We start from the raw sequence: 13,177 nt of genomic DNA on the forward strand, positions 1-13,177 counted from the left end.
TCCGAACTGAAGATGGGCTTTCGCTGCATCTCTGGGATGCAACCCATACTTCACTTTAGGCCACGGCGACGAAGTTTCATATGCCCTTCAGCTAGATTTCATATCGCGTTGAGCGTAATCAGAACGCGTGACTTTCCGACGGTCCTTTGGTCAGCGCGAGCACTACCGCTCCAAGCACCTCAAAGCCTGCAAGGTCACAAGACACCGCCGCATTTCGCAGCGTCGACCCGGTGGTCATCACATCGTCAACGAGCACGATGGGCTGGCCTGGTCTTGGCGGAGGCTCGGCAATGAACCTGATCTTTCGTCCTCGCCGGTCCGAACCCGACTTACTCTTCTGCGCCCCGGACAACAGCTGGCCCGGGCTGTAGTGCAGCAGCGGTGTGACTCTGTAGCCGGCGGCCAGCATCCCATTATTTTGGGCGGTGCGCAGCAGCGACTGAACCGGAAGATAGCCTCGTTTGCCACTTGCCTTCAGCGAACTGGGCATTGGTACCAACAAGGTGCGACAGTCTGAGGGTTGCGGCACCAGCATCATATTCAGCGAAGCAGCAAGGTAAGGAGCCAGCAGGTGTCGAAGAAAATATCGTTGATGGTCCTTGTAGGCCAGAATTGCGCGCGCCAGCTCATTTGCATATATCCCGCTCGCGGCCACCGGGATCTGCCGTTGCTGCCATGGCAGCTCAAGATAACGCTGCTGCCCCTCAGGCAGCGGCGGCAGGCTCAACTGTTCGTGCAACGCGTGGCAGCACCTAGTGCACAGCCTCGCATCGGCACGCGAACACACTGCACAGCTTGCTGGCATCACGAGGTTCGCGGTCTCCATGAGGCTGTGCCCGATCCACCCGAGGGGCTCGGTGAGGATCAGCTCGTCGATGATGCGCAGCATTCGGCCATTGGTACTCATGCTCCATGGTGCCTGCGCCGAGGCCGTGAAAGTGCAGGATGCCGACCGAGTGTGCAGATCAGCCTGGGTAGGAGATGTCCCTTGCGAAGTCATCAAGTACGTGCCATGAGTTGCCGACTCGGGTGAAGAGCTGATCAACCGTTTCTGCGTAGACCGCTCGCTGATCGCCGATTCCGGCGGTAATCCCGATCATTCCCAACAGCACTTGGAATGGTTCGCTGCCGCCGCTCAGGCTCATCTTCACCGGGGCTACCTGCTCGTTGCCGCTCAGACCGGCGACGATGATCGAACGGTCGGAGTCCCAAACAGCGGTGTTCACCGGCACCTGTGGATACATCTTCATCGGCGACTTGGTCAGCCCGCGCGGCACGCCATCCGCGTCGCGGATGACTCCTGCAACGTAGACGGTGGTGTTCGAATTCTTGGTGGCAACGATCAACGCCCGTGATCCGTCGCGGGAAATCCGCAGGGAATCAATTTTCGCATTTTCCAACCACGACACGTTGATCGGACGTCCCTCGCCCTGGTTTTCAACGTCATTGGGAACCGCATGGATCGGGTTTTTCGCCGTGTTGTCGGCGGTCCAGGTCCAACCTGCAAGGTCCATCGACGGTTGAATCAGCTCATGCCCCTGTAGTGCGAGGCTCAACTTTCCGTCCTCCCCGATGGTCCACATCTGGGTGCGCGACTTGTTCAGGAAGGAGTAGCGGTTGCCCACCGGCGACATGGCCGGTTCACGGGGTTTGAAGGCTGAAACATCTGGCAGCCCGCCCACCGGAATGATCGAACGGCCCTTGACGTAGACCAGCGCATCCTTTGACACCCCGATCAGGGTATCCGGCGTGCTCGGGTTGATCTCCGCCGCGTCGATGGTGGCACCCTGGTCGACCAGGGTCAGCTCCTTCTCGTTCTGCAGCATCTTCACGTCGGTGACGTTCTTCAGCGTCGTGAGCGTTGCTTCCAGCTGCTGGTCCATGAGCAGCAGGGTTTCATCGTTAGCGTCTTGGAAGGTGGCCGAGTCCAGATCAACGGTCGCGGTGCCGTCGCGCACCGGAACCGCCGAGCGCACCAGCGAACCGGCCGAGGTGAAGGCGGAGACCACAGCATTTTGCAGGTATGGCGCAGGGCCCTTCAGCAGCGCCTGCACCATGGAGGTGGCGGTGCCGCTGCCGGTGGCGAACCAGCGGATGTCCGGGACGAGGTACTTGTGGCTGTTGTTGTAGAAATACAGGGTCTGCGCGGAGAAGATCTTGTTGAACGTGGATGCTTCAAGCATGGTGCCGTTGGGGGCATCGGAGATCCGCCATTGGTCCTCGACCTTTGACACCACGACGTCCACCGCCCTGGTTGAATGGTCCGGATACATGGTGCGCACGCCGTTGGCATCGACGTCGCCGATGATTTCAAGCTGAATGGTGTACTGGTTCGCATCGGCCCCGTTGACCACGTTGACAGCTTCATAGATCAGCGTGTTGGTGTCCCCGCGCCATTTCTGCTTCAGCTCGGGGGTCAGGAATTCGCGGGCCACCGCATAGTCCTCGGACACCGATCGGCCGGCGGCGACGAAGCCGTCAACGATGCTGCGCGCATCGGCCCCGTCCACCGGGCCATCGGCGGTGTAGCTGTAGGTGTCCTGTTCGCTGCCGTCGGCGTCGACGTCGAACTGCTGCACCTGAGAGGAGCGCGGGATCGATGCGCAGCCGGTGGCGGTAAGCATGAGTCCCAGCAGCAGGGCCAGTGTTCGAAGCAGTGAGCGTCGCATTAGTTCTCCTGTGCGCTGGCGGCGGTGCCTGGTGCCCCGGGGTCGGTCACGTCGTCGTCGGCATCTTCATCGGCCAGCACCAGCGGGGTAAAGCCGATCTTCGGCACCTCGCCGGTCAACGGGAAGCTGTCGGTTCCGCTGGCCACCGGGTTGGCCGCGGCGGTCGGCTCCAGCGGCAGCGGCGAAGAGTCGATGGTGTCCGCTGCGGTGCGCGGTAGGGTCAGGCGGAAGACCGAACCCTCGCCGATCTTGCCCCAGGCCTCCAGCCTGCCCTCGTGCAGCCTGGTGTCTTCCATGGCGATGGACAGGCCCAGACCCGAGCCGCCGGTGGTGCGGGCGCGGGCGGGATCTGCACGCCAGAACCGGTCGAAGACGTGCTTGCAGGATTCCTCGGACATGCCGATGCCGTAGTCGCGCACCGTGACCGCCACCGCTGATTCGTCGCCCGCCACCGTCACGTCGATGGGCTTGGCTTCGCCGTGCTCGACGGCGTTGAGCACGAGGTTGCGGATCACTCGTTCCACGCGCCGCGGGTCGATTTCAGCCACGCAGCCCTCGGTGGGGGCGTTGAGTCGGATGATCGAACCGTAGTCGTCTGCCACCGGCGTCGCGGTGACGATCACCTTGCCCACGATGACGTTCAGGTCGGTGGATTCCCGATCCAGTGCGGCCACGCCGGCGTCGAACCGCGAGACTTCCAGCAGGTCGTTGAGCAGGTTCTGGAAGCGTTCGATCTGGTTGTACATCAGCTCGGCCGAGCGGGCGGTGAGCGGGTCGAAGTTTTCGCGGGCGTCGTGGATCAGCTCGGCCGCCATGCGCACGGTGGTCAGCGGGGTGCGCAGTTCGTGGGAGACGTCGGAGACGAAGCGCTGCTGCATTGCCGAGAGGTTGTTCAGCGCGGTGATCTGCTCCTGCAGGGAGGCGGCCATGTGGTTGAAGGCGGTGCCCAGTCGCGCCACCTCGTCGCGGCCCGAGACCTTCATGCGCCGGTCCAGGTCGCCGGCGGCGATGCGTTCGGAGACATAGGCGGCGTCGGCCACGGGGCGGACCACGGTGCGCGCTACCGACCAGGCGACGAAGCCGACCACGAGCAGCAGCACCATGCCGGTGAAGGTCATGGCGCGGTTGATGAAGGCCAGGGTTTCCTGCACGCTGCTCAGGTCGTAGACAAGGTACAGCCCGTATTCTCGACCCGGCGGGATCAATACCTTGGTGCCGATGATCAATCCTGGGTTCTTGTCCCCGTCGGCCGAGAGCTGGATGGAACGCCAGAAGATCCCCTGCTCCGCCGCCACCCGTTCGGCAAGATCCGCGGGGATGATGCGGGGCGTGAGCGATCCTGAGGCCATGGGCCCGACATAGAGGTTTTCATCTCCGGCGATGGGCATCAGCACGAAGTCGCGGATGACCGTGGCGCCATCGCCCTCAAGGGTGGCAAGGGTGGAGTTCACCAGCGCCTGGGTGGACGCCCTGTCGGTGGTGGAGGCGGATTCAAGGATCGAGCGCGCCTGGGTCAGGCCGCGTTCGGATTCCTTTTCAATCTGGTTGAAGCGCTCCTGAAAAAGCGTGGAGGCGATCTGATTGGACAGGAATGCCCCGGCCGCCAGCAGGGCCAGCGAGGTAAACAGCAGCGTCGAAATGACGGTTCGGTACATCAGGTGGCGCTGCCACCGATTGCGCAGCAGATTGATCGGACGCTGGATCCAGTGCTTGATGCGGTAGAAGCGCGATACCTGAGGGAGATCGTTGACACGCACATCGACCGGTAACAGCTCTCCTCCGGCCGGGGCGTGGTTGCTCAACTTGCCGATCCAGCCTTATAACCGACGCCGCGGACGGTCTGAATGATCGCAGGCTTTTCCGGATCGACCTCAATCTTCGAGCGCAGCCGCTGCACGTGGACATTGACCAGCCTGGTATCCGCGGCGTGCCGGTAGCCCCAGACGGCTTCCAGCAGCTGTTCGCGGGAGAAGACCTGCCAAGGCTTGCGGGCCATGGTGACCAACAGGTCGAATTCCAACGGGGTCAGCGAAACGACCTGGCCGGAGCGGGTGACCCGATGGCCCGCCACGTCTATGCTGACCTCTCCAACCTGAAGGGTTTCTGCTGCGTGGGTTTCGTTCGGGCGCAACCGTGCGCGCACACGAGCCACCAGTTCAGCTGGCTTAAATGGCTTCGGGACATAGTCGTCCGCCCCGGATTCAAGCCCGCGCACCACGTCGGCGGTGTCCGACTTAGCGGTCAACATGACCACGGGAACATCGGACTCGGCTCGGATCTGCTTGCATACCTCGATGCCGTCGATACCCGGCAGCATCAGGTCAAGCAGTACTAGATCGGGATTTGATTCGCGGAATGCTTCCAAGGCGCCGGAGCCGTTATAGCAAAACGACGCTTCGAAGCCGTCATTTTGCAAGACGATGCCGATCATCTCTGACAACGCCTCGTCATCATCAACGACCAGAATTCGTGCCTTCATCCAATTTCCCCCTGAAACTTTGTGCACGGCGCGTACGGGGCTGCCCGACAAGGTGAAGATCCTCGTCAACCAACCTTCTGAAGATGATGTTCCTCATCCTTCGATCGCCGATATTCCTAAGATACATGACGCTGCCATGAAGATGCTTAGAGACTGGCGCAAATTCCTCCGTTTAGCAGGCAAACCCCAGTTAGGCGTCGATGCGGGTCTGCTCCAGCGCCTGGGCGTAGCCGGTGACATGCCCCAAGCAGTCCACCACCTGGGCCGCTGAAGACCGTGCGAAACTGCCGCGCGGCATGAGCGTGAGCTGGCCGAGTTTTTCAAGGCTCAACCCCAGTTGGCGCCATGGGCGCAGGATCGTCTTCACCCCGTCGACCACCCCCGGCGCCTTTCCGCCCGGCTCCAACACCTGGAGAAAAATTTGGCAGTCATCCTCGACAAGTCCTGCGATGCTTTCCCATTCGCGATGGCCGAGGTTCATCGGATCGATCACCCAACCAGCCATCCCGGCCTGATGCAGCAGTTGGATGCGCTCGGACAAGCCGGTATCGGCGGCCGGCAGATTGACCGCTAGACGCAGTGACTGGTCTCCCAGCGCCGCGCCGAGCACCCGGATGAACTGCTGATAGCCGGCCCTGACCTCGTTGCGCGGCACCGACCTCAAGGTCCGGTATCCGCTGGCGGTGGGGATCTGGCCGTCAAGCACCGCTGGCAGCAGTGGTTCATCGAGCTGCACCGTGAAGTGTTCGATGGGGGTGATGTGGGCAAGGCGTTGCAGCTGCGCTGCTACCCCGTGTGCATAGGCTTCGATGACGTCCCTTCGGGCGCCGAAATCGCTGAGCACGCGTTCGCCGTTGTTCAGGTAGACGCCCGCTACCAGGCTGTATGGGCCGAGCACGGTGCTCTTCAAGCGGGTGGGCGCCGTCTTTTCCGCACCGGCGATATCCGCTAGGAGGTTTTCATCGCTGCGCAGCAGGCTGCGCGCACGACGGGCGTCGATTCCATCCGGGACGGCAATGCGCCAGCCATGCGGCTGCAGATCGAATCCCATCTCCGCAATCATCGCGGCGCTGCGTCCCAGCGGGTCGGCTCCGACGCCGCGGTCGGGAAGCTGCGGAAAGACCGCAAGATTGGGCTCGCCCAGTTCGCCGCGGATCACCCGGTGGATCTCCACCGGGTCGGTGCCGGGAAATTGGCAGAACGCGGTGGCGTGGACGTCCCTGCGCTGGGCGGCAGACTCCGCGATAGCACTCGTATCAGGCATCTGCACCATGTGACTTGTGCGAGTCAGAGATGTTCTGGTGATGCCGGATGACCTCGGAAATGATGAAGTTCAAGAACTTCTCGGCGAATTCTGGATCGAGGTGCGCCTCGTGCGCGAGGTTGCGCAGGCGTTCGATCTGGGCCTTCTCGCGATTCGGGTCGCTTGGCGGCAGCTGGTGTGCTGCCTTCAGATGTCCAACTCGCTGAGTCGCCTTGAAGCGTTCGGCCAGCAGGTACACCAGCTGCGCGTCGAAGTTATCGATGCTCCCGCGGATGGCGAACAGCTCATCGAGCACTTCCTGCTGGACCTCGCCCTGCAGTGAGCTCTGGCGCGGGTCGAAGGACTGTGTTGATTCTTTAGGGTTCGGCTCGCTCATGTTTTGTAGTTTACGTGGTCAACCAGCAGTTGACCCAGAAGGTGACGCCGGGCACTTAAATGCCTATCGCCCGCGTGATAGGAAGTTTCCGAAGAAAAATTCCTATCATCGCGGGCGATGGGTCCAGCCGCCGGTGTCAGCTAGAAGGACTGCTTGTTCAGTTCTTCAATCCGTGCACGGCGCTGGGCTTGTTCGCGTGGATCCGGCACCGGGAGGGAAGCGATCAGCCGCTGGGTGTACTCATGTTTTGGATTCGCCAAGACCTTCGACCCCAATCCTTCCTCAAGCAGTGTGCCGCGGAAGAGCACGCCCACCCAGGTGGAGAGCTGGTCCACCACTGCGAGGTCGTGGGAGACGAACAGGGCGGCAAAGCCAAGTTCGCGCTGCAGCTCCCGGAAGAGTTCGAGTACCCTGGCCTGCACCGAAACGTCCAATGCGCTGGTCGGCTCGTCGGCAATCAACAGCTTCGGTTCCAATGCCAGTGCGCGGGCCAGCGATGCTCGTTGGCGCTGGCCGCCTGAAAGCTCGTGCGGGTAGCGGTCGGCGAATCCAGCTGGCAGCTGCACAGCTTCAAGCAGTTCGCCCACCTTCGTCCTGGTCGCCGAGGCTCCCAGCGCGCGGTGCACCATCAAGGGTTCGGCCACACATTCACCGATGGTCAGGTGTGGGTTGAAGCTTGCCGCGGGATCTTGGAATACGAAACCGATCTGCTCGCGCAGCGGCTTGAAGCTGCGTTCCTTGAAGCTCGCCATTTCGTAGCCCAGGACGTTCAGCGATCCGCTGGTCATCTTGTTCAACCCGGCGATGGTGCGGCCGATGGTAGTCTTTCCGGAACCCGACTCCCCCACCAGCCCGTAGACCTCGCCGGCGTGAATCTTCAAATCCACACCGTTCACCGCGGTAAATCCGGGAGAACCCATGCGTCCCGGGAAATGGACGACGAGGTCCTTGGCTTCCACCAATACCTCCGCCCCTGCCGTAGGACGTTCTTCCAATCCCTCCGATGCGCTTTCACGGCCCAGGTGTGGAACTGCTGCCAGCAGGGAGCGGGTGTAGTCCTCCTGCGGCTGCTCGAACAGCTGCAGCACCGGTGCCTGCTCCACGATCTTTCCCTGGTTCATCACGATCACCCGGTCGGCTATGTCCGCCACCACACCCATGTTGTGGGTGATTATCACGATCGCGGTGCCCAGTTCGCTGCGCAGCTCGCGCAGCAGAGCCAGGATTTCCGCCTGCACCGTCACGTCGAGTGCTGTGGTCGGTTCATCTGCGACGATCAATTCGGGTTTGAGCGCCAACGCCGCCGCAATGACGACGCGCTGCTTCTGGCCGCCGGAGAACTGATGAGGGTAATAATCTACGCGCTGTTCGGGATCCGGGATGCCAACCTGCGCCATGGCCTCGATAGCGCGGGCCTTGGCCTCCTTCTTGGAGACCTTCGAATGGGCGCGGATGCCCTCCATGATCTGCCATCCCACGGTAAAGACCGGGTTCAAAGCGGTGGACGGTTCCTGGAAGACCATGGCGACGTCCTTGCCGCGCACCTCGCGCAGCTCGGACCCGTGAAGGGTCAGCATGTTCTTGCCATTCAGGTAGACCGCACCGCGGCTTGCTCCGTTTTCGGCGAGAATCCCCAACGCGGTACGGGCGGTGACCGACTTGCCGGATCCCGATTCGCCGACGATGGCAAGAATTTCTCCGGCTTTGACCTCAAGGTCGACGCCGCGCACCGCCGGGACCGCGCCTGCATCGGTGACAAAGTCGATGTTCAGGTCCTCGATGCGCAGAACATCGGCGATTTCTTCTTTTACAGTTATGTCCTTGCTCATGCCCGGCCTCCTGACTGGGTGATGCGCTTTGCCTTTTTGCGGCTGAAGCGGCGCAAACGCGGATCGTTCAGGTCGTTCATCGATTCGCCGACCAGGGTCAGCCCCAGCACCGTCAGCACGATGGCAAGGCCCGGGAACATACCCGTCCACCAGATCCCGCTGGTGGCATCCGACATGGCTCGGTTCAGGTCATAGCCCCACTCCGAGGCGCTGGTCGGCTCGATGCCGAATCCCAGGAAGCCCAGGCCGGCAAGGGTCAGCAGCGCCTCGGTGGCGTTCAGCGTGAAGATCAGCGGCAGGGTACGGGTGGCGTTGCGCAGCAGGTGGGTGAACATGACCCGCCACAGGCTAGAGCCGATCACCTGGGCGGACTCCACAAAAGGCTCGGCCTTCAGGCGCATCACCTCGGCGCGCACCACTCGGAAATACTGCGGGATGAACACCACGGTGATGGAGATGGCGGCCGCCATGACACCGCCGAAAAGCGATGACTGGCCGTGGGAGATCACGATGGACATCACGATGGCCAGCAGCAGCGAAGGGAAGGCGTAGATCGCGTCCGCGAGCACCACCATGATCCGGTCGAACCAGCCGCCGAGGTAGCCGGAGAGCAGGCCGAGCAAGACGCCCACGAACAGGGACATCACCACGGCCGCGATGATGACCAGGATAGCGGTCTGGGCGCCGAATACGGTGCGAGAGAAAACGTCATAACCACTGGCCGTAGTGCCCCAGATGAACTGCCCGCCGGGAGCCGCCTGGCGCGGGAAATCTCCAGCGGCGTCCGATGACTGGGCGAAGCCGAAGGGTGCAATCAATGGTGCGAACACCGCGCAGATCACGAAGAGCACGCTGAGGATCAGACCCGTAACGAGCATTCCGCGCTGCAGTCCGGAGGACATGCGCAGGTGGGAGACGATGGGCAGCTTGGAGAGCCAGCTGCTGTTTGCCTTGGATAGTGTTGCTGTGCTCATGGCTAGTACCTGACTCTCGGGTCGATCAAAGCGGCCAGGATGTCAACGATGAAATTGGTGATTGCCACGATGATTGCCAGGAGCACCACGATGCCCTGCACCGCGACGAAGTCTCGGGCGGTCAGGTATTCGGCAAGCTTAAAGCCCAGTCCCTTCCACTCGAAGGTGGTCTCGGTCAACACGGCGCCGCCGAGCAGCATGGCGATCTGCATACCCATCACGGTGATGATCGGGATCAGTGCCGGGCGGTAGGCGTGCTTGGTGGTCAGTCGGAATTCGCTGACGCCGCGCGAGCGACCGGCCTCGACGTATTCACGGCCGAGGGTGCCGATGGCGTTGGTACGCACCAGGCGCAGGAATACGCCGCCGGTCAGCAAGCCGAGGGCGACGGCGGGGAGGATTGCGTGTTCCATGACGTTGCCGAAGGCTTCCATATTGCCGCTGCGCAATGCATCGAGCCAGTAGATTCCGCTCGGGGCCTGCAGGCTCGTCAGCTGCAGCTCGGTCTGCCAGTCGGCGCGGCCGGCGATGGGCAGCCAGGGCAGCCAGACTCCGAAGACCAGCTTGAGCAGCAGGCCGGCGAAGAATACCGGGGTGGCGTAGGACAGGATGGCCAGCACGCGCAGTACAGCATCCGGGTAGCGGTCGCGGAACTTCGCGGCCACAAGCCCCAGCGGGATGCCGATGATCAGTGCAACGATCAAGGCGTTGATCGCCAGCTCCAGGGTTGCCGCTCCATAGGTGGTGAGAATTTCAGACACCGCGCGGTTGTCGGTGAGGGTCCGGCCCAAATCACCGGTGAAGATGTTGCCCAGGTACTCGAAGTACTGAAGGATTAACGGTCTGTCGTAGCCGGCTTCGTGGATACGGGCCGCCAGCTGATCCGGGGTCAGCCGTCCACCCAGGGCCGCGGTGATCGGGTCGCCGGTGATGCGCATGAGGAAGAAAACAACCGTGATGAGGATGAACACGGTAGGGATGATCAGCAGGAACCGCGTGATCAGGTAGCGGAGGAAGCCTCCGCCTTTTTGCTTGGCTGGCTTGGGTGCCGCCAGCGGGCTGGACACTTGGCCCGGGGGTGACGTGATGGTCATCGTCAATCCTTAAACTTGCAAATCTGAGGCTTGGTGCGCCGCTTCAGGGCGCAGATTTAGGGGATTCGCGGCCGCCGATCTGGATTGATCGGGACCGCGAACCCCCTGGAAATCTGGGAATTAGCTCATGTAGCGGATGGCTACTTGCTCAGAACACCCAGGCGGAACTTGAACGATGCGTCCAAGGTCTTGTCGACGCCGTTGACGTCCTTTCCTGCAACCGCAACCTGGGCACCCTGCAGCAGTGGGAGGGTCGACAGATCCTTGGCGACCATCGTCTGCAGTTCTTCGATGGCCTTGGTGCGCTTTGCCGGATCGGTCATGCCGCGCTGGGCAGCAATGAGCTTGTCGACAGCCGGGTTGTCGTAGTTATTCGACAGGAAGTTGTCCTTGGCGAAGAACGGCGACAGGAAGTTGTCGGCATCCGAGTAGTCGGGGAACCAACCCAATTGGTAGGCAGGGTAGTCGGTGACGCGCTGCTTCTGATAGGTGACCCATTCGGTGGACTTCAGGTCCACCTTGAACAAGCCGTCGGCTTCCAGCTGCTTCTGGATCATTGCGTACTCGTCGCCCGAGTTTGGACCGTAGTGGTCTGGGTTGTACTGCAGCGGTAGGTTGACAGGTGTTTGAACTCCCGCATCTTCCAGGGCCTTCTTGGCTTTGGCCGCATCAGGCTTTCCATCGGTGCCGTACATGTCCTTCAGCGGCTCAATCGCGCCGGTGAAGCCCTGGGGCACGTAGGAATAGGCAGGGGTGTAGGTGTCTTTGTAGACCTCGGTGGCAATTGCCTGGCGGTCGATCAGGTCTGCGGCCGCCTGACGAACCGCCAGTGCCTTCTTCTCGTCGGCGTCAGCGGTCTTTGCACCATATGGCATGGTGTCGAAGTTGAAGACGATGTAGCGCAGCTCGCCGCCCGGCCCCTTGTGGACCGTCAGGTTTTCCTGGCCTTCCAAGTCTTGAATATCGGTAGGGGTCAGCGAACGCCATGCGACGTCGATGTTGCCCTGCTGGATATCCAACTTCATGTTGTTTGCATCGGCGTAGTACTTGATGGCCGCCGACTTGTTGGCCGCCGGGCCGAGCAGACCCGCATATGCGTCGTTGGCAGAGAAGGAGATCAGGCTGTTCTTGTTGTACGAGTCGATCACATACTGGCCGCCGAAGGCCTTGGAGGAGACGATTTCCGAATCGTCCAGAACCTTGTCGGCGGGGAATACTTCGTCATCGACGATGGGGCCGACGGGCGAGGTGAGCACCTGTGGGAAGGTCTGGTCGTTGGGGACCTTGAGCTTGAAGACCACGGTGCTGGCATCGGGTGTCTCGATGGACTTCACGTTGCCCAGCAGCGACGACGGGCCGTTGGGGTCGGCAATCTTCAGCTGGCGGTCGAAGGTGAACTTGACGTCCTTTGAGTCGAGGTCATGGCCATTGGCCCACTTCAAACCCGACTTGAGCTTGACGGTGTACTCGGTGGGCGAGGTAAATTCTGCAGATTCCGCCAGGTCGTTTGACGGATCGGGGCTTCCCGGCTCGGAGTTGAGCAGGAACGGGAAGATCTGGTTCATGACCATGAATGAACCGTTGTCGTAGGAACCGGCCGGGTCCAGCGAGGTGACCTTGTCGGTGGTGCCCAAGGTGATGGGCGCGCTTGCTGCATCGCCATTTGAACCGTCGCCTTCGCTCCCGCTTGGAGCGGCAGAGGTGCAGCCGGTCAGTGCGAGTGCGGAGATACCCAAAACGGCTGCGGCGAGTCGCAGCCCGTTCTTTTTGCGAGTCATTGAGTGATCCTTAAATAATCCGTGAGCATGTTTGTACTGGTGATGGATAACACATGCTTCACATAAGAGTATGTGATCGAAGCCACTAATGACTAATGCTTTCGTGATTTGAATCGCATTCCCGATGGCTAAAGCGCCCAGAATCGGTGTTCTGCATCACGAGTTCAACCTCTCAGGGTGATGCTGCCGGACAGCACTGGTAGTTGACTCAACCGGTCAACTAGGCTTAGAGGTAATGATGACACGTAGAGACGCCGCCATTGCGTTGGATATTCCCCTAGAAATGGCTAAGAAGCACGGCATTCCAGGAAAGATCAGCGAGGCTGATTTTCGAGAATTGAACGCAAATCCCCCTGCATGGTTGGCGCAGTCTCGCTCTAATCGCACCGGCAAGCGTCCCGTGTGGATCCATCTGGTGTGCGAGGTCTGCGGCGCCGAAGACTACGAGCGTCCGAAGAAGTGGTGGCCCACCTTCGATTTTGTGCATTGCAACATCCACTCCCCCGCTCAGCTGCCAAAACTTGAGGCGGGAAAGACCCGGGTGGAGTACCAAGATATTTCAGCGCGGATGTTCGGCATCGTCGACGAAGACTAATACAGCGTGATCAACCACGGATTCGGAAGAGAGAATATTCCGAATCCGTGGTTTTACTTTGCTGCAACCGCAGCGAGCGCAGGAAATAACGCGAGCGCCGCGGTTCACTTTCGGGTGAA

At 61.2% G+C, this 13,177-nt stretch carries 11 protein-coding genes; 1 reads left to right on the top strand and 10 read right to left on the bottom strand.

The genetic code is table 11. The annotated features are described in order from the left end of the window. Positions 1–118: 118 nt before the first annotated feature. The 10 genes from RUH64_RS11760 to RUH64_RS11805 form a co-directional block, all read right to left on the bottom strand. Positions 119–907, bottom strand: a complete 789-nt coding sequence (locus tag RUH64_RS11760) for a hypothetical protein (RefSeq protein WP_313813563.1) — start codon at positions 905–907, stop codon at positions 119–121. A gap of 58 nt (positions 908–965) precedes the next feature. Next, positions 966–2,669 carry an LpqB family beta-propeller domain-containing protein gene (locus tag RUH64_RS11765; protein WP_313813565.1) on the bottom strand — a complete coding sequence of 568 codons (1,704 nt, stop codon included), beginning with the start codon at positions 2,667–2,669 and terminating at the stop codon, positions 966–968. Beyond that, positions 2,669–4,471 carry an MtrAB system histidine kinase MtrB gene (mtrB, locus tag RUH64_RS11770; protein WP_313813566.1) on the bottom strand — a complete coding sequence of 601 codons (1,803 nt, stop codon included), beginning with the start codon at positions 4,469–4,471 and terminating at the stop codon, positions 2,669–2,671. Before mtrB ends, RUH64_RS11765 begins: the two co-directional genes overlap by 1 nt. Continuing rightward, complete coding sequence (gene mtrA / locus RUH64_RS11775) at positions 4,468–5,148, bottom strand: MtrAB system response regulator MtrA (RefSeq protein ID WP_313813568.1); 681 nt, start codon at positions 5,146–5,148, stop codon at positions 4,468–4,470. Before mtrA ends, mtrB begins: the two co-directional genes overlap by 4 nt. A gap of 190 nt (positions 5,149–5,338) precedes the next feature. After that, on the bottom strand, positions 5,339–6,412 hold the full coding sequence (locus RUH64_RS11780) for a hypothetical protein (RefSeq protein ID WP_313813569.1): 1,074 nt from the start codon (positions 6,410–6,412) through the stop codon (positions 5,339–5,341). Continuing rightward, positions 6,405–6,788, bottom strand: a complete 384-nt coding sequence (locus RUH64_RS11785; RefSeq protein ID WP_313813570.1) for a chorismate mutase — start codon at positions 6,786–6,788, stop codon at positions 6,405–6,407. Before RUH64_RS11785 ends, RUH64_RS11780 begins: the two co-directional genes overlap by 8 nt. Before the next feature lie 140 nt (positions 6,789–6,928). After that, entirely contained in the window at positions 6,929–8,617 is a 1,689-nt protein-coding gene (locus tag RUH64_RS11790) for an ABC transporter ATP-binding protein (RefSeq protein ID WP_313813571.1), read from the bottom strand. Beyond that, positions 8,614–9,591, bottom strand: a complete 978-nt coding sequence (locus tag RUH64_RS11795) for an ABC transporter permease (protein ID WP_313813572.1) — start codon at positions 9,589–9,591, stop codon at positions 8,614–8,616. Before RUH64_RS11795 ends, RUH64_RS11790 begins: the two co-directional genes overlap by 4 nt. 2 nt (positions 9,592–9,593) lie before the next feature. Then, entirely contained in the window at positions 9,594–10,691 is a 1,098-nt protein-coding gene (locus tag RUH64_RS11800; protein WP_396276012.1) for an ABC transporter permease, read from the bottom strand. 134 nt (positions 10,692–10,825) lie between these two features. After that, complete coding sequence (locus RUH64_RS11805) at positions 10,826–12,463, bottom strand: ABC transporter substrate-binding protein (RefSeq protein WP_313813574.1); 1,638 nt, start codon at positions 12,461–12,463, stop codon at positions 10,826–10,828. Between the two features lie 235 nt (positions 12,464–12,698). On the opposite strand from RUH64_RS11805, the gene RUH64_RS11810 reads away from it, so the two are divergent. Next, positions 12,699–13,058 (top strand): hypothetical protein, encoded by a 360-nt coding sequence (locus RUH64_RS11810; protein WP_313813575.1) that lies wholly within the window; start codon positions 12,699–12,701, stop codon positions 13,056–13,058. The last annotated feature ends 119 nt before the right edge of the window (positions 13,059–13,177 follow it).

Source organism: Glutamicibacter sp. (assembly GCF_032154645.1).
GTDB lineage: Bacteria > Actinomycetota > Actinomycetes > Actinomycetales > Micrococcaceae > Glutamicibacter.

Coding starts and splice junctions, on each gene's coding strand:
- RUH64_RS11760 (WP_313813563.1), bottom strand. CDS start 907: ATGAGTACCAATGGCCGAATGCTGCGCATCATCGACGAGCTGATCCTC.
- RUH64_RS11765 (WP_313813565.1), bottom strand. CDS start 2,669: ATGCGACGCTCACTGCTTCGAACACTGGCCCTGCTGCTGGGACTCATG.
- mtrA (WP_313813568.1), bottom strand. CDS start 5,148: ATGAAGGCACGAATTCTGGTCGTTGATGATGACGAGGCGTTGTCAGAG.
- RUH64_RS11780 (WP_313813569.1), bottom strand. CDS start 6,412: ATGCCTGATACGAGTGCTATCGCGGAGTCTGCCGCCCAGCGCAGGGAC.
- RUH64_RS11785 (WP_313813570.1), bottom strand. CDS start 6,788: ATGAGCGAGCCGAACCCTAAAGAATCAACACAGTCCTTCGACCCGCGC.
- RUH64_RS11790 (WP_313813571.1), bottom strand. CDS start 8,617: ATGAGCAAGGACATAACTGTAAAAGAAGAAATCGCCGATGTTCTGCGC.
- RUH64_RS11795 (WP_313813572.1), bottom strand. CDS start 9,591: ATGAGCACAGCAACACTATCCAAGGCAAACAGCAGCTGGCTCTCCAAG.
- RUH64_RS11805 (WP_313813574.1), bottom strand. CDS start 12,463: ATGACTCGCAAAAAGAACGGGCTGCGACTCGCCGCAGCCGTTTTGGGT.
- RUH64_RS11810 (WP_313813575.1), top strand. CDS start 12,699: ATGATGACACGTAGAGACGCCGCCATTGCGTTGGATATTCCCCTAGAA.